This is a genomic window from Streptomyces sp. CG 926 (assembly GCF_003148825.1).
Lineage (GTDB): Bacteria > Actinomycetota > Actinomycetes > Streptomycetales > Streptomycetaceae > Streptomyces.
The window spans coordinates 134646-155291 of the sequence record NZ_QGGZ01000004.1 but is presented as its reverse complement, the minus strand read 5'-3'; the positions used below and the strand labels follow the sequence as shown (position 1 = coordinate 155291).

Annotated in this window: 20 protein-coding genes; 9 read left to right on the top strand and 11 right to left on the bottom strand. The window is 72.6% G+C overall.

Going from position 1 to position 20646, the window contains the following annotated elements:
* Nucleotides 1–167: 167 nt before the first annotated feature.
* The 4 genes from BCL76_RS12800 to BCL76_RS12785 all read left to right on the top strand — a co-directional run bounded on the left by BCL76_RS12800 (nucleotide 168) and on the right by BCL76_RS12785 (nucleotide 4226).
* Nucleotides 168–923 carry a hypothetical protein gene (locus BCL76_RS12800; protein WP_109779605.1) on the top strand — a complete coding sequence of 252 codons (756 nt, stop codon included), beginning with the start codon at nucleotides 168–170 and terminating at the stop codon, nucleotides 921–923.
* Nucleotides 924–974: 51 nt separating this feature from the next.
* Complete coding sequence (locus BCL76_RS12795; protein WP_109779604.1) at nucleotides 975–1484, top strand: protein-tyrosine phosphatase family protein; 510 nt, start codon at nucleotides 975–977, stop codon at nucleotides 1482–1484.
* Between the two features lie 90 nt (nucleotides 1485–1574).
* Nucleotides 1575–3128, top strand: coding sequence for a cytochrome P450 (locus BCL76_RS12790; RefSeq protein ID WP_109779603.1), 1554 nt, complete (start codon nucleotides 1575–1577; stop codon nucleotides 3126–3128).
* 141 nt (nucleotides 3129–3269) lie between these two features.
* On the top strand, nucleotides 3270–4226 hold the full coding sequence (locus BCL76_RS12785; RefSeq protein WP_109779602.1) for a hypothetical protein: 957 nt from the start codon (nucleotides 3270–3272) through the stop codon (nucleotides 4224–4226).
* Nucleotides 4227–4464: 238 nt separating this feature from the next.
* Here BCL76_RS12785 and BCL76_RS12780 read toward each other — a convergent pair whose 3' ends face one another.
* Nucleotides 4465–4659, bottom strand: coding sequence for a hypothetical protein (locus BCL76_RS12780; protein WP_146228367.1), 195 nt, complete (start codon nucleotides 4657–4659; stop codon nucleotides 4465–4467).
* A gap of 507 nt (nucleotides 4660–5166) precedes the next feature.
* Between BCL76_RS12780 and BCL76_RS12775 the strand changes: the two genes are divergently transcribed.
* Nucleotides 5167–6255, top strand: a complete 1089-nt coding sequence (locus BCL76_RS12775) for a sugar ABC transporter substrate-binding protein (protein ID WP_109779600.1) — start codon at nucleotides 5167–5169, stop codon at nucleotides 6253–6255.
* A gap of 263 nt (nucleotides 6256–6518) precedes the next feature.
* Nucleotides 6519–6875: a hypothetical protein gene (locus BCL76_RS12770; RefSeq protein ID WP_146228366.1), complete on the top strand. Its 357-nt coding sequence runs from the start codon at nucleotides 6519–6521 to the stop codon at nucleotides 6873–6875.
* A 98-nt stretch (nucleotides 6876–6973) separates the two neighbouring features.
* Here the strand turns inward: BCL76_RS12770 and BCL76_RS12765 are convergent, their stop codons facing one another.
* From BCL76_RS12765 to BCL76_RS12755, 3 genes are all read right to left on the bottom strand, one after another.
* Complete coding sequence (locus BCL76_RS12765; protein WP_258309592.1) at nucleotides 6974–7963, bottom strand: helix-turn-helix domain-containing protein; 990 nt, start codon at nucleotides 7961–7963, stop codon at nucleotides 6974–6976.
* Nucleotides 7964–8389: 426 nt separating this feature from the next.
* Entirely contained in the window at nucleotides 8390–9028 is a 639-nt protein-coding gene (locus BCL76_RS39720) for a hypothetical protein (RefSeq protein ID WP_258309591.1), read from the bottom strand.
* 439 nt (nucleotides 9029–9467) lie between these two features.
* Nucleotides 9468–10751, bottom strand: a complete 1284-nt coding sequence (locus BCL76_RS12755; RefSeq protein ID WP_258309590.1) for an aminoglycoside phosphotransferase family protein — start codon at nucleotides 10749–10751, stop codon at nucleotides 9468–9470.
* A 638-nt stretch (nucleotides 10752–11389) separates the two neighbouring features.
* Between BCL76_RS12755 and BCL76_RS12750 the strand changes: the two genes are divergently transcribed.
* Complete coding sequence (locus BCL76_RS12750) at nucleotides 11390–11665, top strand: DUF3253 domain-containing protein (RefSeq protein ID WP_109779596.1); 276 nt, start codon at nucleotides 11390–11392, stop codon at nucleotides 11663–11665.
* A 106-nt stretch (nucleotides 11666–11771) separates the two neighbouring features.
* On the opposite strand, the gene BCL76_RS12745 is transcribed toward BCL76_RS12750, so the two are convergent.
* Together BCL76_RS12745 and BCL76_RS12740 are read right to left on the bottom strand one after the other, a co-directional pair.
* Entirely contained in the window at nucleotides 11772–13244 is a 1473-nt protein-coding gene (locus BCL76_RS12745) for a sialidase family protein (protein WP_109779595.1), read from the bottom strand.
* A 602-nt stretch (nucleotides 13245–13846) separates the two neighbouring features.
* Nucleotides 13847–14368: a gluconokinase gene (locus tag BCL76_RS12740; protein ID WP_109779911.1), complete on the bottom strand. Its 522-nt coding sequence runs from the start codon at nucleotides 14366–14368 to the stop codon at nucleotides 13847–13849.
* Nucleotides 14369–14500: 132 nt separating this feature from the next.
* Here BCL76_RS12740 and BCL76_RS12735 point away from each other — a divergent pair, with 132 nt between their 5' ends.
* Entirely contained in the window at nucleotides 14501–15217 is a 717-nt protein-coding gene (locus BCL76_RS12735; protein ID WP_109779594.1) for a FadR/GntR family transcriptional regulator, read from the top strand.
* Between the two features lie 131 nt (nucleotides 15218–15348).
* Here the strand turns inward: BCL76_RS12735 and BCL76_RS12730 are convergent, their stop codons facing one another.
* Both BCL76_RS12730 and BCL76_RS12725 read right to left on the bottom strand, forming a co-directional pair.
* A complete protein-coding gene (locus BCL76_RS12730) occupies nucleotides 15349–16569 on the bottom strand; it encodes a hypothetical protein (protein WP_109779593.1) in 1221 nt (406 codons plus the stop codon).
* 93 nt (nucleotides 16570–16662) lie between these two features.
* The gene (locus tag BCL76_RS12725) at nucleotides 16663–17547 is read right to left on the bottom strand and encodes a sigma-70 family RNA polymerase sigma factor (protein WP_109779592.1); all 885 of its coding nucleotides are present in this window, start codon (nucleotides 17545–17547) and stop codon (nucleotides 16663–16665) included.
* A 138-nt stretch (nucleotides 17548–17685) separates the two neighbouring features.
* On the opposite strand from BCL76_RS12725, the gene BCL76_RS12720 reads away from it, so the two are divergent.
* Complete coding sequence (locus BCL76_RS12720) at nucleotides 17686–18033, top strand: hypothetical protein (protein WP_109779591.1); 348 nt, start codon at nucleotides 17686–17688, stop codon at nucleotides 18031–18033.
* Between the two features lie 38 nt (nucleotides 18034–18071).
* On the opposite strand, the gene BCL76_RS12715 is transcribed toward BCL76_RS12720, so the two are convergent.
* The 3 genes from BCL76_RS12715 to BCL76_RS12705 form a co-directional block, all read right to left on the bottom strand.
* Nucleotides 18072–18605 carry an HIT family protein gene (locus BCL76_RS12715; RefSeq protein ID WP_258309589.1) on the bottom strand — a complete coding sequence of 178 codons (534 nt, stop codon included), beginning with the start codon at nucleotides 18603–18605 and terminating at the stop codon, nucleotides 18072–18074.
* 29 nt (nucleotides 18606–18634) lie between these two features.
* Entirely contained in the window at nucleotides 18635–20005 is a 1371-nt protein-coding gene (locus BCL76_RS12710; protein ID WP_109779590.1) for an AMP-binding protein, read from the bottom strand.
* A gap of 251 nt (nucleotides 20006–20256) precedes the next feature.
* Nucleotides 20257–20640: a VOC family protein gene (locus tag BCL76_RS12705; RefSeq protein WP_030766748.1), complete on the bottom strand. Its 384-nt coding sequence runs from the start codon at nucleotides 20638–20640 to the stop codon at nucleotides 20257–20259.
* Between the last annotated feature and the right edge of the window lie 6 nt (nucleotides 20641–20646).

The window sequence follows — 20646 nt, the reverse complement described above, 5'->3', positions numbered from 1 at the left end:
CCCCGCCCCTTCCTGCTGCGAGGCCTGCGGCGCCCGGCCCCCCTTCCTGCTGCGAGGCCTGCGGCGCCCGGCCCCCCTTCCCGCCGCGGGGCATTCGGGTGGCGGGAGCGCGGACTCCGCGGCGGCCTGCCGCGCGGCCGGTGCCCGGCTCGTTAACGTGGGCGACCATGATGCCCCTGTACGACCAGGCCGCCGCCGTCCGGACCCTCGTGGAGTCCGCCGATCCCGGGGCCGTGTGGGCCGTCGGCGGACCCGAGGGCCCACAGGCGGGCTCGGACGGTGGGCACCCGGCCGACGCCGCCTTCGACGTGGGCGGCCTCGGCGCGGTCCTCGCCCTCTGGCCGGCCATCGGCAGCCTCGTCGACGAGGGCGCGCTGCGCCTGCACACGCCGCTCGCCGCCTACGGGGACGCCGCCGCCGAAGGCACCCCCGCGGGCACGACCGCCCACCACCTCCTCACGCACCCCGGCGGAACCGCCCACCTCACCCACCTCACCCGCCTCGTCGAGCACCTCTCCGGCAGCCCGCTCGCCGATCTCGCGGCCGCCCGGGTCTGGCACCCCCTGGGCATGACCGGCACCGGCTACACCGACGGCACCCTGCGCGCACCCCTCGCCGACCTCGGTCGCTTCCTGCGCCACCTCCTGGCCCCGGGGGACCCGGCGGCGTCGACGGGCATCAGCCGCACCTGGACCACCGAGTCCCTCCGGATCCGCACCGGCGAACTCACCCCCGCCCGCGGCCTGCTCTGGGACCCGGCCCCGCACGGGATCTGGACCCACCACGCCCCGCAGGACGGTGGTCCCACCCTGTGGATCTCCCCCCGCCACCACCGCTGGGCGGTCCTGCTGCCGACCGCCGGGCACAGCACGTCGCGTACCGCCTTCCGCGAGGCCGCGTTCGCCCCGACCACCGCTGAATGAGCGTTGGTTGTCTGCGAACCTGGAGGCAGTCCCCAGGAGGTCGCGGCCCGTATGAAGAAGACTCGCCAACGCGACCGGGACGTACCCGGGCCGCCTTCCCCCTGGGAGGAGATCGCACCCGGCCTGTGGATGGGCGGCCACTACTGGACCGACCCGGCCGGTGACATGCGGGCCGTCGTCGTGGGGGACGAGTTCGACCTCGTCATCAGCCTGTTCACCCGGACCGGCCACGGCCCGGGACCGCGCGCCGAGCACGTCGTGGGGGAAATCCCGGACGCCGCACTCACCGCCGAACAGCTGCACACCGTCCAGCGCCTCGCCCGCACCGCGACACTCGCCCTCGACTCGGGCCTCAGCACACTCGTCCGCTGCCACTCGGGCTACAACAGGTCCGGCCTCGTCGTCGCCCAGTGCCTGGTCGACCGGGGGCTGACGCCCGCCGAGGCCATCACCCGGGTGCGCCGCGGTCGCTCCCCATGGGCCCTGAACAACGAGGCCTTCACCGCCTACCTCGCCGCCGGCCTGGACACCGCCGCGCTGCTGGTCGGGTTGGACCCCTGAGACGGTCCTCGGAGCGCGGAGTGCGCAGGTGGGACGTACGGTGATGCCGATGTCGCCGAGTGTTGTCGCTCCCGCCGCGGAGGTACACGGATGCGTACGGTCCAAGGGGCCGCCCTCGACGGGCTCCGAGCCCGGGTACGGGCCCTCGCCACCCGCCGCCGCCCCGAGCGCGCCGGCCGGTCACCCCGTGGTGAGGCGCCGCGCGCGGACCGCGGGCCCGCGATGCCGTGGCCGGCGACGGACGCCCCCGGCCGGCGGACCTCCATGAGGGAATCGCTGCGGTACGCGGCCCTCGCCCCGGCCCCGGTCCCGGGAACCGCCGCCCGGGCGCCCTTCGCCGGCCTCGGCGGCCTGCTCCGCGGCCTGGCCCGGCCGCGGCCGCACGACGTACGCACCTCCGCCGCGGCGCTGCGTGCCCTGCGCGCCCGCCGAGGCGACGCGCCCGCCCTGGTCCGCACCCGCTCCGGGAGAACCTTCCTCGTCCTCCTCGACCCCCAGGACCTGCGCCGCTTCTACGCCGAACCCGTCAGCCTCCTCGCGGCCGCCGCGCCGGACAAGTGCCGGGGCATCGGCCCCGAGGAGCCCGCCGACTCCGACTCCGACTCCGGCTGCGCCCGCGGCGACATCCGGGCCCAGCAGCGTCAGGTCGGAGCCGAGGTACTGGCCGCCGACCGGCCCGTGCACCCCTCCTGCGGGCCCTTCCTCACCGCCCTCGCGGAGGAGGCCCGGCACCTGACCGCACCTGCCACCCCGACCGGCACCCGCACCACCGCCACCGCCACCGCCACTCTCGACCTCGCCCGCGCCCGGTACGCCGTGCAGCGCGCCGCCCGGCGGATCGTGCTCGGCGACGCGGCGGCCGCGGACGAGGAACTCACCGGATGGCTCACCCAACTGCGCGCCGAGGGCAGCAGCCCGCGTGGCGGCCGGGTACGCTCCGGCCGCGCCGCCCGCTCCGTGCACGACAAGGCCCGCGCCCGCATCGAGGAGCACGCCGCCCGAGCCGACGGCGACACCCTCGTCGGCCGAGCCGCCCGCCACCCCGACCCCACCGGCGCACTCGACCCAGTCGGCCAGGCCCAGCACTGGCTGCTGGCCATGGACGCCGTTCCGGACACGCTGCTGCGCACCCTGCTCCTGCTCGGGGCGCATCCCGCGGAGCAGGACCTGGCCGCGGCCGAGGCGGCCGCCGAAGCCGTCGCCGGTGCGGACCGGGGCGAACTGCCCCGGCTACGGGCCTGCGTCCGGGAGTCCCTGCGGCTGTACCCGGTGGTGCCCGACCTGATCCGCGTCACCCGCGCCGAAACCGAATGGCGGGGCGTGCGCTACCCGGCCGGGACGTCCCTGCTGGTCCCCGTGGCGTTCCACCAGCGCGACCCCGAACGGGTGCCGGCCGCGCACGTGTTCGTGCCCGGCCGGTGGAAGAACCCGGGCGCGGACCAGGACATCCGGATGGCGCCCTTCAGCCACGGAGGCGGCCGCTGTCCGGGCGACCAGCTCGGCCTGATGGCCACCGCCGCGCTCTGCGCCGAGGTGCTGCGCGGCCATCGCGTCGCGGGTACCCGGCCGGTGCTCGACCCGGTAGGGCCGCTGCCCGCGACTCTCGACCCGCAGGGCATCCGGCTCACGCTCACCCGCCGCTGAGGACGCCCCGCACCCCTCCCCGGACCCCGCTCGCGTACCTGTCCGCACCCCACCCCGTGCGCGCCCCCGACACACTCCGCCCGTCCCGTTCTGTCCCGTCCCGTCCTGTCCCCGAACCTCTGCGAACCCCACGAGGATGACATGCCCGACGCCGCGACCTCCGCGTCCACCGCCCCGGACATCGACCTGCTCGACGCCCCGTGCCGCGCCCTCGCCGAGGCCGCCGACGCCGTCGGCGAGGCCTCCCGCCACGCCTCCGGCCTGGCCTTCGGCGCTCGCCTGCCCGCGGCCGCCCTCGCCCGGGGCGGTCGGACCCGGCTCGGCTGGCGCACCCTGCTGCGCACGCTCACCGACCCGGCGGGTCTCGGCTGGGCCCCGCGTGGCCGGGGGGTGGCCCGGGCCGGCCGACTCGCCGGAATCCTGGCGGGCCGGGAGAGCCTGGCGATCAGCATCGCGGTCTGCGGACTGAAGGCCCGGATCCGGGCCGCGAGCGCGGAACGCCCCGACCTGCTCGACGATCCCGGCGCGGCGGCCGTCCTGGACGCCGTCGGAGCGGGCCACCAGGGCGAAGCCGTCAGGCTGTTCCGCGCCATCATGCGCGAGCGGGGCGCCGAGCACGCCTTCGCACTGCTGGCCCCGTCCTTCGCGGACATCCTCGCCTGGCATGCGCTGACCGACGCGAACCCCTTCAACGACCACGCCGGCTGGCAGGTCGCCACCGGCCGGGCCGAGACCGCCGAACCCGTCCTCGGGCTCGGCGCCGCCTTCTGGGCCTTCTGCGACCGCGGCCCGGGCCTTCCCGCAGGGCCGGCCGGGCCGGTGGCCGCACCCACCCGCGGCCCGGTCCGCCGCCGGGTCACGGTGCGGGCCGCCCGGCCGACGCCGAGACCGCCGGACGGCGGCCTGAGCGGCCACGCCGCCGCGCTGCGCACACACGCGTTCCGGATGCACACGGCGGCCGGAGCCCCGGAGTGGCGGGGCCCGGAGAACGAGGCCCTGCGGGCCGAGGTCGCCAGGCTGGCGGCCCGCTGCGCCAGGGCGGCGGGCGGCCTGGCCCTGGCCGCGGCCCAGCTGAAGGACCCCCTGCCGGGCCGGTGAGCGACGTACTCCTTGACGTGTCAGAAGCCGGCGTCGTCGACGTCGCCGACGAACCGCGAGCAGGGTCGGTACGGCCAAGCCCTTGGACACGTCAAGAACGCAGGACGCCCGCCATCGGAGCCAGAGAACGCTCCACCGTGGTCGAGCCCCGGGCCCGGGCGAAACCGGCCGGCCCAGCCTTCGCCGCCGTCCGCCGGAGGCCTGTGGCAGCGCGTGGACGTGTGGCTGTTCCCCACTGTCAGGCCGGCGCTCGGTGCCATGCTTCGGCGTCGGCCATGCCGTTGGTGACGACGATCGCGGCTACATCGCCGCTCTCGGTCCGCCCCAACCAGACGACGCCGCCCGACTCCGCTCCGAACGTCACCAGATCGGCCTTCCGCGACTCGTCACTGATCCGCTCGCACCCGTCCGCCAACGGACTGCGTTCACGCATGTGCGAAATGGTGAGGACAGGGTCGTCCATGCGCCGGCGTCGGAGAAGCAGCCGACGTTGTGGTCCGCTGAACAACGAGGCTCCTCGCCTGGTGGAAGGCAGGCGATGTCGTCGTTCCACGGCGCATCGACGACAAGACGACCACTCGGTACACGCTCACGACGACAGGCGTGGTCGGATCGTCGTCAACCGTCCCGAGGTGGGCACCGGGCGTGAAAACCGTCTCCAGGTACCAGGTGGACTCGCCCGGCCGCCGGCCGAGCGTCTGCGACCCATTCCATGTCTCGCCCCTCCTCACCGTCCGGTCGGACGGTCGACCGAAACCTACGTGCGCGCGCTGACATCGGCACCTCTGGCCAGGTCTGCGTGCGGGCCGCGCGCCGCAGCTCGGTACCGCCGTGCCGGCCGCCCGGCGCGGGCGATACCCTCCCGCTCAGCGGAAAGGGCAGGGTGTTCCGCGCCAGCTCGGCCGTATGAATTCGGCCACGTCAGGGAGGTCCCCCCCGCATGAACCCGTATCTGCGCACCCCCGCTGCTCTGACCGCGCTGGCGCTCTGCGCCACCCTCGCGGCCTGTGGCACCTCCGAGGAGGGCAACGCGAGCGATGGCAACGATGTCACGGTCGGCCTGCTGCTCCCCGAGAACGAGACCGCGCGGTACGAGAAGTTCGACAAGCCGCTGATGGAGAAGAAGGTCGCCCTGCTCACCCTCGGCAAGGGCAAGTTGGTCTACGCCAACGCGATGGGGGACGCGGCCAAGCAGAACGCCCAGGCCGACGAGATGATCAAGAACAAGGTCGATGTCCTGGTCGTCGACGCGGTGGACTCCAAGGCGATCGCCGGCGCGGTGACGAAGGCCAAGGCGGCGGGCATCCCGGTCGTCGCCTACGACCGCCTGGCCGAGGGTCCGGTCGATGCGTACGTCTCCTTCGACAACGAGGACATCGGCCGCCTCCAGGGCAAGACCCTGCTGGATTCCCTGGGCGACAGAGCCAAGAACGGGAAGATCGTCATGATGCACGGCGCCCTGACGGACCCCAATGCCGCCGGCTACAAGGCCGGCGCCCGCGCCGTCCTCGACGGCAAGGTGAGCATCGGCAAGGAGTACGACACCGCCGAGTGGAAGCGGGAGAACGCGAGCGCCAACATGAAGGCGGCGATCTCCGCACTCGGCAAGGACAAGATCGTCGGCGTCTACTCCGCCAACGACGGCATGGCCGGCGGCATCATCTCCGCCCTCAAGACCGCCGGAGTCTCCCCGCTGCCGCCGGTCACCGGTCAGGACATCGAACTCCCCGCCGTGCAGCGAATAGTGGCGGGCGAGCAGTTCATGAGCGTCTACAAGCCCTACTCCCGCGAGGCCGAGTCGGCGGCCGAACTCGCCATCCTCCTCGCCCAGGGCGAGAAGATCGACGGAATCATCAACCAGGTGGTCAGCAGCCCCACCACCAAGCGAGTCCCCGCCATCCTCATCCTCGGCGTGTCCGTGACCCGCGACAACATCAGGACCACCCTGGTCCTCGACAACGTCTACACCGTCCAGGAGATCTGCACCGAGAACTTCAAGGCCGCTTGCGACGAGATCGGCCTGAATTAGGCGGCAGGCGGGCGGTCCTCTGTCCCGGCGGCCGGCACGACGATCTTCGACGGGGCCGAGCTTCGCCTGTAGATCAAGCGCGTCCGCGAGGGCGTCGACGCCGTCGTGCCCGGGACGGCGTCTTCGTTCAGCTCAACGGCCCACGCAGCGCGGCATTGCGCTGATCGTCAAGGAAGTCCGCGCCGGCTGCACAGTGTGCCCGGCATCGGGTTCATAGGCTCTCCGTGTTCGATCGACTTCGACCGCATACAGGGGGATCCACCATGAAGAAGAGGCTCGGCCAGATCGTTATGACGGCGACCGCCGTGGCAGCCTTCGGGCTCATCACCGCCGGCCCGGCGAGCGCCGCGTCGTCCTCGTGCTCGTCCTCGGGCGGCACGATGTGTACCAGTGCCGCCATCGCGTCCAACAGCGGCCACCAGGTCTGCTTCGGCGGGAAGCACAACGCCCTGGCTTCCTGGGGGCGCGCCGAGCTCTGGGACGGCGACACCGGGGTGATGGTCGGCTCCATCGCGACCAACGGCTACCGCTGGCAGCAGGCCTGCACCGGCGGACTGTACGGCCAGCACTACTACCTGAAGGGCACGGGCGGGTTCTTCTACGGGGAAGTCTGGAACTGACCCGTCCGCCGGTCGCGCCTTCCGCGGCCGTCTCAGCCGGTCCATGGACCGGCTGAGACGGCCGCCGGGCCGGCCACCATCTCAGCAGCGGGAGCCCGTCATTCCTTGCCGGCCCTGTTGACGTGCTCGTCGTGCGCGTCGGCGCTCAGCGACCGGAACTCGGTGGGGCTCACTCCGTACGATGCGCGGAAGGACCGGCTGAAGACCGCCGGTCCGCTGAAGCCCCAGCGGGTAGCGATGGTTTGTACCGGGTCCGCGCCGGGACCGGAGCGGACCAGCTCTGCCCGGCACTGTTCCAGGCGGCGCCGGCGGATCCGGGCGTGGACACCCTCCGCCTGGCCGTGGAAAAGCTGGTGGAGGCTGCGCAGCGAGATGTTGTGGCGAGTGGCGACAGCCGCGGGCGTCAGCTCCGGGTCGCCGAGGTTGTGTTCGATGAAGGCATGGATCCGCTGCCGCAGGACCTGAGTACGGACCTCGGCGGGCAGACGGTCCCCGCAGTCCAGATGTTGGGCCAGGCAGGCCGCCGCCAGGCTGACGGCGGAGGCGCCCAGACGCCCCAACTCTTCGGGCTCGCAGTCGCCGCCGTGTTTCTCGAGCGCGGTCATGAAGGACGCCAGGACCGCCGAGATCCCTCGGTCGCCGGGTATCCGGCGAGCGAGCAAGGTGTCCAGGCGCTGGGCACGCAGGGGTAACACCGTCCGCGGAAACATCAGGATCGTGGCCCGGACCGGCCCCCCTCCGGCGGGCATCTCATTGTCGGAAGGGCGAGAGGTGTCCCACAGCATGAGGTCCCCGGCCCCCACGGTGCACGTGTGCCGGTGTTGGGACATCGACGTGGTGCCCCTGCGTACCAGCGCCAGCTGATACTGCTCCGGGTCCCCGCGCCGGATCATCGCGGGCGTGCGCCGCGAGCGCAGGGGCGAGAGGTCGAATCGCGCCACACGCAGCTCACCCATGTCCAGCACGGCCGCCTCGCCCCGGAAGTCGGCCGGCCGTTCACTGCTCAGCGCGGCGGGCATCACCTCGCGCGAGATCACGTCGGCGTACCAGTCGAATCGTTCTCGCGCCGGTACCGCGCCTGATGACACCGCTGACCACATCCCGTGCTCCCTCGTGTGCGACCGACCCCAAGGATGCATCGAGAGGATCTTCGTCGGATCATGGTTCTGTCTCCCGCGTGGCGCGCCCCGGCGGTGACGTCCGAGCCCCCCGCCGGCTACCGAGACCACGGACTCCAGGCGGAGTATGCAGGCGAGGGTGACGGATCTGTCCGTTTCCGGTGACCCGCGTCGGTCGGGGCTGCGGCGGGGTTCGTGGGCCGCGGCTCGGTCGTGCCGAGGCCCGTCGCCACCTCCTCGATCGGCATGCCCCGGGCGGCGAGGCCTTCAACGCGACCAACGGCTCCTCGGCCGCCAGGCCGCCAGGCCGTCGAGCACGAGAGCTGGTTCGGCGAGGAGCCCGAGATCTACCGGCAGGCAGGCAGGCAGGCCGTGCCGAGGGCGACGGGTGTCTCACTACTCCTGGCGTGCCATGTCGGTGAGCTCGTTGCAACTGCTCTGACTACCTCCCGCGCGGGTCACCGTGACCTCGGCCAAGGGGTGTGTGCCGGAGGGGTAGCCCTCAAAGGACAGGCGCCATAGGTCCTTTCCCTCGGCCTGTGTCTCTGCCTCACTGAAGGACATGTCGACCATCGTCGAGCGCAGCATGCTGTCCGTGGCCCGATCGACATCGACTGCGGTGATCGTGTAGGAGCTCAGCGCTTGCCTCGCCCCGCCTACGTCGACCTTCTCCGCATGCCACTTGCCGTTGCTCATCACGGCCCGACGGGAGAAGAGAGAACGGCTGTCCCCGTTGCGGTCGCGGAACTGCACGGTGATCCAGAGATGGTGCCCCTGTGCCAGTCGGCCTGTCCCACCCAACGATGGAAGGCAGCGAGGTACCTCTTTGCCTTCTTCCAGGGAAGTGATGACGATGGCGTCTCTCGCCACCCACCAGTTGGCAGCACCGATCAGGGCACTTATCACGACGACAACCGCGCCGAGGGTGACCCAGAGCCCCGCGCGCGACCTCCCGTCCCAGGCGTCGCGAAGGTTCCTCCAGGCCTGACGCCACGCCTCCGCTTGCAGCGACCAGAACCTCGGTGCTGGAGTCATCCGTCCCTCCTACGGGTCCACCTGGAGCCCCTTCGGCTCGGCCGGGGGATCGAGTGGTGCCGGGTCGCGGTTGTACCGCTGTCCAGAATCGTGGTGCGACCTCCTGGAGGCCGAAGCCCGCCCGCCCGGCCGTCACACTCGTAGCGACAGTAGCGATGCAGAGCGTTACCGTGCAGGAGAATGCCGAACGCTACCAACCCCACCCGTCCATGACCTCCCTGGACAGAACCTCTGGGCCTCGCGCAGGGAGAGGGCCCGGAAGGGGGCCCCGGGGCTCGCCCGCCGCCGCCCTCTGACAAGAATCCGCCGATGAGCTCCGCCCAGTTCGCGCAGCTGCAGGAACGGGGCGGAGGTTGACGGGGTGCGCAACCGGTCCGATCGGCTCTGCTCGACAGCCCATCGCCCTCCGGGGGAGGGGAGGGGGTGAGGGGCCGTCACGTCACCTCGTACAGGTGAGCGCCCTGCGGATCTCACTGACCGGGTCGGTCTCGTGGTACGGCCGTTCGCTGGTCTCGATGTGGTCCAGGAACTCCTGATACCGCACCGCGTACGCGAGGTGGAACAGCGGCTCGACCAGCTCCAGCGCGCGTTCCGGCGCCGAGCCGGGCACGTGCTCCCGCCATGCCCGCGCCCACACATCGGCGATCTGCGTCCACCGATCCTCGGTCACGAACTGACGCGGGCGCAGCCCATCCAGGGCGGGGTGGCCGAACGCGGAGTCCGCGTAGTCCACGATCACGGCCCGGGTGCCGTCGGAGCGCCAGTTGCCGGGGTGGAAGTCGCCGTGGACGAGAGTGTCCGGCAGCCCGCACGCCGTCAGCTTCTCGACCAGCGCGGGCAGGCGCCCGGCGAGCACCCGGGCGGACGCCAGCTCCCCAGCCGTCAACGGCTCTTCGAGCTGCTCTTCGGGCCCGTCGGCCTCGGGCGACATCGCCCGCTCCTCCTGGAGCCGGTCGAGCAGCGCGTTCACGTGGACAACCAGGGTGGGCAGGGTGCGGTCCCGGAGCCCGGCCGCGGCGGCCCGCCCGTCGGCGGCCAACGCCGCCTGGGCGGCGACCAGCCGGGGCACCACGGCGACCACATCCTCGGCCGACGGGGTCCAGAGGTCCTCCCCGGCCACGTGGTCGAGCAGCAGCCGGCCACGCTCCGGGTCGGAGCCGAGGAGGGTCGGTACCAGCGTGGGGTCGACGGAGCCGAGCAGTGCGATCACCTGGCCCTCGCGGGCGTTGAAGGCAGGGTTGATCGCCTTCAACCAGGCTTCGCCGCCGCCGGCGGTCCGGTAGCGGAAGAGACCTGACAGGTTCCACGTCCGGATCTGTTCGGGCCTGCCGCAGGCCGGTCGGCCTGCTCCCGCCAGCTGCTCCTCGGCCCAGCCGAGTGCCTCTCGCAGCCCGCCGGCGGTGGCCCAACCGGCGCGGCGCTCGGCCGGTCCGAGCAGCGTGGCCACGTCCGCGGACACCTGACACGGTGTCGTCCCGACCGGTCGCTCCCATGCCTCGACGTGGTACACCACATGCCCACCGTGCCCGCTGCTGCCGTCGCTCGGCGCGTGGGCGAGCCGGAGTACCACCACCGGCACGCCCAGCTCCCGCGACACCCGCTCGACGACGGGCGGGGCGGACGACCACCAGCCCCCGTCCACCGCGTACGGGCCCAACAGCCCGAAGTATTCGCCCCCGTGAGTGACGTGGACGCCGACCGTACGACCCATTGCCTGTTGCACCCGGGCAAGCTCTCGCATTCCGCCCCGCCCGCGCGACTCATTTTCCGCCGCGAACGCTTCGCGCATGTTCGGTACCTGGCCCGCCCGCCGGCCCGACGGACTCCACTCCGCCTTACGACGTGCGCACCGCCGCGCGCCGATCCGTCTGCGTTTCTTCGCGCGTCGCGGCTGCGGCCCACCAGGACGGATTCGTGCTGCGCGAGGCCCCTCAGGGAGAACCTCCCGCAAGGCGGTCGTGTCGGCCCCGCCGGTCCACGGTGCTGCCTACCCATCCACCTTCGGAGCCTCCTCCGCGGTGGACGCGGTGCTCCACAGCTTCGCGGACACCGTCGAGATGGCCCGCGACAAGGCGAGCGGCCGGGGGAGGAGAAGCTCTGGATGCTGTACGTCCAGCGCCCGGTCGGGGAGATCTCGACCGGCTCGTCCGCCACCGCTTCGAGTCCGGCCTTTCCTGGCAGTGGTCGGCGCTCGGCGCCTGCGTCGTGATGAGCCTGGGCCTCGACATCACGGTGATCGCTCGCGGCCCCGGGCGGCGATGAACCCCTCGGGACACTGCGCACCCCAGGAGTCACGGAGGTCCCGCCACCGACAGCCCCGGCGGCCGGGCTGTCCCTCCCCGCCGGTGCGACACTGGCGACGTGACCGGCAACGATCGGCAGACGGACCGACGCCTGGAGAAGACCATCCTGGAGCTGCTCGAGCGCCGGGGTCCTACCGCGACGATCTGCCCGTCCGACGCCGCGCGGGCGGTGTACACGGGGGACGACGACGGCTGGCGCGCACTCATGGAACCAGCGCGCCGCGCGGCCCGGCGGCTGGTGACGGCCGGGGAGGTGGAGATCACCCAGGGCGGTCGACCTGTCGCCCCGGACAACGCCCGTGGACCGATCCGCATCCGACGCCGCCTCCACTGAAGCCGCGGCCTGAGCCGTGTCGTCGAAGGAGCGCCGAGCACGTGAGACCTTGACGACAGGGCGATTGCAGGCGCAGTACTCCCGGCCTCGCGCGCAGTCCCCGAGGTCAGCGGATGCGGAAACTGCCGGTGTACACGTCCGTACGGTTCAGTGGTGCGTCGGAGTTGGTCTCGGTGAGCACGGCCCGTACCCCCGTGCCGTCCGCGACCAGGCCTTGGTAGTCGCCGAGGAAGTAGCCCCCGGCGAACGGCGCCTGCAGCCAGTCGAACACCCGTGAGATCCGGCGTTCGGTCCGCAGCTCCGGGTTCCCGTGCGGCAGTGTGGCCAGCTGGTAGGCGGTGGGCAGGGTGGTGGTGTCGCCGGGCTGGAGGAAGCGCAGGTCGTAGTAGGTGAGCGCGACCGTGCCCCGGTCGTCGACCGCGATCGACGGGGAGAAGGCCGGCACGTCCTGCGGGCTGATCAGCTCCGGGGCACCCCAGGTGCGGCCGCCGTCGGTGGAGCGCACGAGCTGGACGGAGTCGAAACGGCCGCCGGAGAAGTCCGAGCCCTCGTAGGCCATGTACAGCGTGCCCGTCTTCGGGTCGACGGCGGCGCTGGGCAGGGTCGACCCGGCGCGCAGCAGTTTGGTGGGGTCGTTCGGGTCGACCTCGGGCACGGAGGTGTCCCGGGCCACGTTGACCGGGGCGCTCCAGGTCTCGCCGGCGTCGGTGGAGGTGACGACCTGGTAGTGGGCTTCGGTGACGGTGCTCAGATCGTCGGAGTGGGTGATCCGGTCGTAGAAGTCGTACAGGGTGCCGGTGTGCCGGTCGACGACGATCACATGCCCGATGGTCTGGGTGTTCGGCACCGCGCTGGTGTCGACGAACCGCCGGGCCGCGCTCCAGGTGCGGCCGCCGTCGCGGGTGACGGAGATGTATCCGGGACCGTCGAGGGAGCTGGGGCCGGGCGGGTCGTTGTCGAGGCGGTCCCAGACCTGGTAGGCGGTGCCTCCGCGGATCGGGTCGGCCGTGAGCGAAGGCTTGTCGTTGAAGAACGGCTGCTCGTCGACGTGGGTGGTGGTGAGGTTCTGCCAGGTGCGGCCGCCGTCGTGGGACGTGGCGGCCAGGAGGGCGCTGCGCGTGCTCTTGGTGAAGTCGACGCCTTCCCCGCTCGCGTAGACGGTGCCGTCCGGCCCGGTGCTCACCCAGGGGTCGGAGGCCCGTTCGTAGTCAGCGCCGCCGGGGGCGCACAGGCTGAACGGCAGTGTGCTCCGGTGGAAGGTGCGGCCGTCGGTGGTCCAGGAGGCGACCAGGCCGCGGGCGGCGCCGTCGTTCCAGCGGTCCTGCTGGTACACGGTGACCACGCGTTTCGGGTCGCGCGGGTCGACGGACAGGTACGGCTCGACCTCGGTGCCCGGGTACGCGATGCTCTCGGGGGAGATCGCGCCGATGGTGCAGTCCGCGTACGGGTCCCCGTCGGACACCTTGATCAGCGGTGCGCCGCCGGGGTTCCGGTCGGCCGCGGCCGGCGTCGCTCCGGCGGCCGTGACCAACAGGAGCGCGGCGGTGGTGACGGCGGTCAGGGGCAGGAAGACACGCATGCGGGATCTCCTCCGGGCCTGGCGGGCCAGGGTGCGGGACCGCCGTGGTCGGGGCGGCCGAGGGGAGCGGAGGCGGTGTACCGGACTGCGGGGGTGGGGCGACTCCGCCTGATCGTTTTCGGCGCCGCGGCCGGTGCCCTTGATGGGCTGAACGGCGGGTCCTCCCCGGAGGCGCTTCGGGGCGCACGGCGGAATCGGGGAGCTGGGCGGGATCGGGAGTTCGGCGGGATCGGGAGCTCGGCGGGATCGACCGGGCGGTGGGGGCGGCCCCGGATCGGCGGACGGACCGCGGTACGCGCCGGCGCTGCCGAGGCGACCGTCTGCGGTGACACCCGGTCGCAGACCCTCGATTCGTCTTCCGTCCTTCTCGGGCGGCGGACCGATGTACGCGGACGGCTGCGCGGCGTCCCTACGACGGCTGTGGAACCGGCGAAGGTCCTCGCCATCCTCACGTCCGCGAAGACCTCAAGAGGCGGCCGCCCGGCCGTCAGGGGCAGGAAGGCTGCGGTGTGGAGCAGGCGATGAGCGGGCCGATGACGGCTGTGCCCGTCAGGACGGCCGACCCGAGCCGGGCGTCGGCCGCCGAGGCGATCGGTCCGGCCTCAGTTCTCCTGTGCCGGGAGGCGGCGCAGCGCGGCGAGTGCGCGCTCGGTTGTGTCTTCCGGTGATCCGGACACGTCGACGACGACGCCGAGTTCGTCGTCCTGGAGCGGCTCCAGCGTGGCGAACTGCGAGTCGAGGAGGGTGGTGGGCATGAAGTGGCCCTTGCGTGCCGCCATGCGCTTCTCGATCAACGGGCGCTCACCGGCGAGGTGGACGAAGACGGCCCCGGGGGCGGCGGCGCGCAACCGGTCACGGTAGGCGCGCTTGAGCGAGGAGGCGGCGATGACCCCGCCGCGCCGGTCGGCGCTGTTGCGGATCCACTCGCCGATGGCGTCCAGCCAGGGCCTGCGGTCCGCGTCGTCCAGCGGGGTGCCGGCCGACATCTTGGCGACGTTGGCCGCCGGGTGGAAGGCGTCGCCCTCCGCGTACGGAACGCCGAGTGCCTTGGCGAGCAGTTGGCCCACGGTCGTCTTGCCCGTGCCGGCCACGCCCATCACCACAATGACGCGCTGGGTGCTCACGTCCACCTCGCTGTCCTCGTCGACATCGGTTTGTGTGGCACCAACTGAAGCGCATTAAGTACTACGTATTCAAGCTCCGGATCGGAAACGCCACATCTTTCGTCGCTGGAGCCGTCACCGTACGCTTTCGCCATGACCACCGAAGGCAGTCCTGGACAGGGGCAGGGGCTCCACACCCATGTGCTGGACACCCTCGGGCTCGAGATCACGGCGGGGGAGTACCTCCCGGGCAGCGTCCTGCGCACGGACGAGATCGCCGAACGCTTCGACGCCTCACGCACCGTCGTACGCGAGGTCGTCCGCGTCCTGGAGTCGATGCACCTGGTCGAGTCCCGTCGCCGGGTCGGCGTCACGGTACGGCCCACCGACGAGTGGAACGTCTACGACCCGCGCGTGATCCGCTGGCGCCTGGCCGGCACCGACCGGCCCCGGCAACTGCGGTCCCTCACCGTGCTGCGCTCCGCGATCGAGCCGGTCGCGGCCGGGCTCGCCGCGCGGCTGGCCACACCGGAGCAGTGCGCCGAGCTCACCGAGGCGGCCCTCGGCATGGTCCGCACCTCGCGCGGCCATCAACTGGACGGCTACCTGCGGCACGACATCGCCTTCCACCGCGTCGTACTGAACGCCTCCGGGAACGAGATGTTCGCCCGCCTCGGGGACGTCGTCGCCGAGGTCCTGACCGGACGCACCGAACACGCGGTGATGTTCCCCGATCCCGACCCCGCCGCCGTCACCTTGCACGTCCAGGTGGCCGAGGCGGTCCGCGAGGGCGACGCGGCCCGGGCCGAGGCACTGACCCGCCGGATCGCGGTGGGCGCGCTGGAGGAACTGGACGTACTCGCGCCCTGAAAGTGCCGTTGAAGGTGTCCCGGAGCGTGTCCCGCAGTGTGCCCCGGAGTTGAGTTCCCGAGTGTGTTCCCGAGGGTGTGCCTGAGGGTGTGCCTGGTGTTCTGTACGTCCGCTCCCGGGTGCGCGGGCGGTCAGCCGCAGCCGCCGCAGCCCCCACACCCTCCGCCGCACCCGCCGCCGCATCCCCCTCCGCAGCCGCCGCCGGTGGAGGAATCGGAGCCGCGCGACTCCTCCCGTTTCCGCGCCTGTTCGCGCCTGCGCTCCTCCTCCTGGCGCGCCCGCTCCCGTACGGCCTCCCGGTACGAGGTGCCCGCCGGCTTCCACCCGCTCAGCCCGTGGCGCCGACGGGGGACCAGCACCGCGGCCGTCACCTGCGGGACGAGGCGGACACCCCGCTCGTACACGGCGCTCTCCAGGACGACCTCGGCCCCCTCGTACACGGCCCCGTACAGGACGGCCTGGAACGGTTCCCGTTCCGGGTCGATGTCGTGGTGGGTCGTGCGCAGGGTCGGCTCGGAGCCTGCGAGCAGGACCCGCTGCCCCGTGACGGTGTCCTGGGCCCGGGGGAAGTGGGCGATCAGGGGCGGGCCGGTGGGGGAATCGGCGTCCGGGTACAGCCAGTGGTGGCCGGACCCCGCCTCCCGTACACCGACCAGGAGCGCGGGCTGCGGCCGGGCGCGCAGGCGGCGCGCCGTCCCGTGCGAGACCAGGCCCCGACCGAGCGCGGTGGAACCGACGACCAGCAACAGCGAGGTGAGCAACCGTCCCTCGAACGGCCCGTACGGGTGGGTGAGGGCCGGGGCGGCCGCGAGCGAGCACACGGAGCCGAGGACGATCCCCGGCCGGCCGCGGTGGCGGTGGCCGACAGGAAGGGTGGCCGGCAGCGGGAAGCGGGCGGGTCCGGCCGCGGCGAGGGCCAGTTCGCGTTGACGGCGGCGGGCACGCAGGCGGAGCAGTACGCCGGTGGACGCCCACGCGGCAAGGCCGAGAACCAGGCCGGGACCGGCCCGGCCCGTCGTGTCGGAGGGGCCGGAGGTGTCGGAAAGGGTACGGGCCGCGTCGTACGCGAGGGTGAGGGAGGCGAGCAGGGTGGCCACCGGCAGGTAGCGGAACCAGAGCGGCAGCGCGGCCAGCAGGACGGCCGCCGCGAAGGCGCGCCCCTCGGCGTTCTGCCGAACCGTCAGCAGGAGGGCGACGACGACCGGGATCACGAGGAGCCGGCTGCCGGCGACGGGCGAGAAGAGCGCGGGGACGCGGGCCCGGAGCCAGCGCCGGGCATGGTCGACTTCCCAGACGGCGACCGGGCCCTCCGGTATCGCCGCTGTGGGCAGGTGCTTGACGTAGTCGGTCACGGCGCCAGTATGTGAGCGCCGTGCCGCGGCCCAGAAGAGGCGGCCGCGGCACGGAATCGCTACGGCCGCTTCCGGGCGGCGGCCGTCCGGCCCTCAGACGTCGAGCGCGGCGAGTTCGAGCGCGCCGAGCCGCTCCGGTTCCGCCATGATGTCGATCTCGGTGATCAGACCGTCCTCGATCGTGAAACCGAGTACCAGGAACAGCCGTCCCAGCGGGGCCATCGCCAGGCCGACCACTCCGTCGACCAGGGCCGGCGCTGTGGCCCGTGCCCGCTGCATGGCGGCCATCGCGCTCGTGGCGACGGTGACGGCGCCGCGCAGGAAGATCGGGGCGGCGGTGGGGACGACGGCCTTGTCGGCGCGGAGCACCACATCGGGGTGGAGCAGGGTGACGAGCGCGTCGAAGTTGCCGCCGCGGGTGGCGGCGAGGAAGGCGTCCACGACGCGGCGCTGACGGGTCAGATCGGCCTCGGGTACCAGCGGGGCCCCCTTGACGCGGCGGCGGGCGCGGCTCGCGAGCTGCCGGGTCGCCGCCGGGGTCTTCTCGATCATCGGGGCGATCTCGTCGAAGGGCACGGCGAACAGGTCGTGCAGCACGAACGTGAGCCGTTCGGCCGGTGCCAGCTGGTCGAGCACCACCAGCAGCGCAAGCCCCACCGAATCGGCCAGCAGGGCCTCCTGTTCGGGGTCGACCGTCTCCGCACGGTCGACGGCGGGGTCGGTCGGATACGCCTCCATGGGGTCCTCACGCCGGGACTCGCGCGAGCGCAGCATGTTCAGGCAGACGCGCGACACGACCGTCGTCAGCCAGCCGCCGAGGTTCTCGACCTCACTGACATCGGAACGGTCGAGGCGCAGCCAGGCCTCCTGGACGGCGTCCTCGGCCTCGGCCAGTGAGCCGAGCATGCGGTAGGACACCGCTCTCAGATGAGAGCGGTGCTCCTCGAAACGTTCCGTCAGCCCTGAATTCCCGTCCACCGGACCACCCCCCAGTCGATCGTGCACAGTGGATCATCAAAACAGATCACGTGGGCTGCTGGATAATGGCCCCCGAACAGCACAAGCGAGTGGAGACGCCGGACGCACGACGTGGTCCGGCAGGAGAGGGAGCCCCCGATGGACGTGCAGCACTTCGAGCGGATCACCGCATTCATCGAGGCGCGGCTCACCCCGCTGTTCGACGAAGCGACGGGCAGCGAGCACGGCTTCGCCATGGATGACACCTCCCGCGCCCTGCGTGCGCTGCGGAACTCCGTCCTGGAGGCCTCCGCGATCAAGGGCCTCATCGAGAAGCGGGCGTCCGCCGAACCGGCCATGCGCCGCGTCATCGACCAGTCGGTGGAGCACAACTGGGACGTGCTGCGCGGGATCGCCCGCCAGTGGGAGGACCACGCCGACTTCCGCCACGAGTTCAAGCACCACGCCTGGGAGCTCGACCACCACCACGCCGCGGCAGAGGCCTGAGCCAACCGCAGGGCCTGAGCCCACCGCGGAGCCCGAGCTCACCGCGGCGGTACGAGGACTCCGCGCGCGGTGACGGCCGCGCGCAGGAGCGCCGCCGTGGCGGCGCGCTCCGCGGGCGACGGCGAGAGCACCCCGTTCTCGGTCATCAGGGAGTGGAACTGCTGCCGCTCGTAGGGAACTCCGGGCGGCAGCGCCGCGATGTGCCAGTGCATGTGGGCGTTGCCCTGCCGGCTCCCCAGCGAGTACAGGTAGGTGCGCTCGCTGTCGAAGACGTCCTCGACGGCGAGGGCGACCTCCCGTACGACCAGCATCAGCCGGGTGTAGGCCGCGGGGTCCAGATCGCGCACGGCGTGCTCGATGTGCGCCTTGGGTGCCACCAGGACCTTTCCGGGCAGCGTGGGCCAGCGGTCGAGGAAGGCCACGTGGTGGTCGTCCTCGAAGACGCTCTCGTGCGCGTAGTCGGGGTGGCCGGCGAGGAAGGCGCACACGAAGCACGGCCCACCGCGCGTCCGTTCGACATAGGCCTCGAGATCCATCGGCCGGTGGTCCATCGGCTCACGGTTCGTCGACATCGGCACATCCTTTCACCGGGCCCCCGCCGTCAGGAACAGGAAGCGGACGGGACGTCCGTGAGGTGGCCGATCACCACCAGATCGCCGTCCGGGGTGCGCCGCGTGAGGGCACCGGTGCGGAAGTAGCCGTCGGGGGTGAAGGAGCGCGCGTCGCGGTCGGGCGCCCGGTAGTAGCCCCGCGGGATGTGGGGGCCGCGGGCCAGCAGCTCGCCGGGTTCCCCGTCGGGCAGGTCCTCGCCGGCGGCGTCGACCACGCGGATCTCGTCGTCGGGCGAGAGCGGGCGACCCTGCGTGCCGAGTACGGTCCCGTCCGCGTCGGCGGGCCGGGTGAGCGTGAGTACCCCCTCGGCCGTGCCGAAGACCTGCTGCAGGCGACAGCCCAACTCGGGGCCCACGCGTTCGGCGGTCTCCCGGTCCAAGGGCCCGCCGCCGATCTGTACGAGACGCAGACTGCTCAGGTCGGCCCGGGACGTGGGGAGCAGGTCGAGCCAGCGCCGAACGGCGGAGGGCTCCAGGGAGGTGACGGTGACCCGCTCCCGTTCGACGGCCGCCAGGCACGCGGCGGCCGCCGGGTCCTCGGCCAGGACGACGGCGCCGCCGGCCGAGAGGGTGCCGACGATGCCGGGGCAGCCGAAGGCGAAGTCGGACGCGGCGGGCAGCACGGCCAGGTACACGTCGTCCTCGGTGAGCGACACCACCTCGGCGGCGGCCCGGACCTGGTAGGCGTAGTCGTCGTGGGTACGCGGAACGAGCGCGGGCTCCGCGCCGGTACTGCCGGAGGTCAGGAAGAAGGCCACCTGCTCGGCGCTCTGCGCGAGCCGCCGCTCGGGCGGGGAGTCGAGGGAGCCCAGCGGGTAGTAGTGGCAGCCGGCCGGGTCGACGGTGAAGCCGCCGTACGGGGAGGACTCGCCCGGTGCCTCGAAGGTGAACACCCGCCGCAGGAACGGACCGTGGGCGGCGATGTCCGCCGCCATCGCCGTGAGGTCGAAACCCTGGTGGGCCCGGGGAGCGACGTGGCCGACGGCCTGGCCGACCCGCACGAGGTGTGACACCTCGGCCGCGCGGTACGTCATCGGACAGAACACGGGGATCGCGCCGACGCGCATCAGGGCGAACACGGTGATGACGAACTCGGGCACGTTCGGCAGTTGGACGACCACCCGCTGCCCGGGCCGCAGGCCGCGTAGCCGGAACCCGGCGGCCGTCCGGTCCACGCGCCGGTTCAGGTTCGCGTACGTGAGGCGGGTCCCGCCGTGCACGAGCGCGGTCCGCGGTCCGTACCGCAGGGACCGGTCGCGCAGCAGGTCGTCCAGCGTGTCGCCGCGCCAGTGCCCGGCCGCCCGGTAGCGGTCGACGAGATCGGCGGGCCACGGCGTGCAGCCGTCGAGCAGGGATGTCATTCGCTTCCTCGGGGAGAACCGCACCGTTGCGACCCGCACAAGCCAAGCCGTGAACACCGTCGCGGGCAATGCGCTTTCCCGACCACGGCCGCGCCATGTCCTCGGCGGAAGGTCCAACGAGCGCCGCCGACCAGGAGGAACGGCGCCCCGGCGGGGGCGCGCCGGACCGGCGCACCCCCGCCGGTGGCCGCCGGTCGCCGCCGGTGGTCGCCGGGTGCCGTCGCGAGCCGTCGGGGCCGTCGGCCCGGAACTCAGGCGGTGTCCGCCGTCTTGCGGGGCGTGGTCTGCTGCACCGCCCAGCCGTTGCCGTCGGGGTCGGAGAAGTAGACGAACGAGCCCCACGGCAGGTCCTGGATCTCCGTCACCTCCACCCCTCGGCCGCGCAGGTCCTCGTACGCCTCCTCGATGTCGGTGACGACCACCTGCATGTTGTCCAGCGAACCGGGGGTCATCCGGGTCAGCCCCTTGCCGATCGCGATCGAACAGGCCGACCCCGGCGGGGTCAGCTGGACGAAGCGGATGTCCTCGCTGACGGTGACGTCATGGTCGGCGTTGAAGCCGAGCTTCTCGTAGAAGGCCTTGGCCCGGTCGATGTCGGTGACGGGGACGGCGACGAGTTCCAGTTTGATGTCCATCCCGGC

Bases quoted from the DNA above. Each gene is read 5' to 3' on its own strand.
- BCL76_RS39720 (WP_258309591.1), bottom strand. From the start codon at position 9,028: ATGACTCCAGCACCGAGGTTCTGGTCGCTGCAAGCGGAGGCGTGGCGT.
- BCL76_RS12735 (WP_109779594.1), top strand. From the start codon at position 14,501: ATGACCACCGAAGGCAGTCCTGGACAGGGGCAGGGGCTCCACACCCAT.
- BCL76_RS12800 (WP_109779605.1), top strand. From the start codon at position 168: ATGATGCCCCTGTACGACCAGGCCGCCGCCGTCCGGACCCTCGTGGAG.
- BCL76_RS12745 (WP_109779595.1), bottom strand. From the start codon at position 13,244: ATGCGTGTCTTCCTGCCCCTGACCGCCGTCACCACCGCCGCGCTCCTG.
- BCL76_RS12705 (WP_030766748.1), bottom strand. From the start codon at position 20,640: ATGGACATCAAACTGGAACTCGTCGCCGTCCCCGTCACCGACATCGAC.
- BCL76_RS12790 (WP_109779603.1), top strand. From the start codon at position 1,575: ATGCGTACGGTCCAAGGGGCCGCCCTCGACGGGCTCCGAGCCCGGGTA.
- BCL76_RS12780 (WP_146228367.1), bottom strand. From the start codon at position 4,659: ATGCGTGAACGCAGTCCGTTGGCGGACGGGTGCGAGCGGATCAGTGAC.
- BCL76_RS12775 (WP_109779600.1), top strand. From the start codon at position 5,167: ATGAACCCGTATCTGCGCACCCCCGCTGCTCTGACCGCGCTGGCGCTC.
- BCL76_RS12710 (WP_109779590.1), bottom strand. From the start codon at position 20,005: ATGACATCCCTGCTCGACGGCTGCACGCCGTGGCCCGCCGATCTCGTC.
- BCL76_RS12720 (WP_109779591.1), top strand. From the start codon at position 17,686: ATGGACGTGCAGCACTTCGAGCGGATCACCGCATTCATCGAGGCGCGG.
- BCL76_RS12785 (WP_109779602.1), top strand. From the start codon at position 3,270: ATGCCCGACGCCGCGACCTCCGCGTCCACCGCCCCGGACATCGACCTG.
- BCL76_RS12770 (WP_146228366.1), top strand. From the start codon at position 6,519: ATGAAGAAGAGGCTCGGCCAGATCGTTATGACGGCGACCGCCGTGGCA.
- BCL76_RS12795 (WP_109779604.1), top strand. From the start codon at position 975: ATGAAGAAGACTCGCCAACGCGACCGGGACGTACCCGGGCCGCCTTCC.
- BCL76_RS12715 (WP_258309589.1), bottom strand. From the start codon at position 18,605: ATGTCGACGAACCGTGAGCCGATGGACCACCGGCCGATGGATCTCGAG.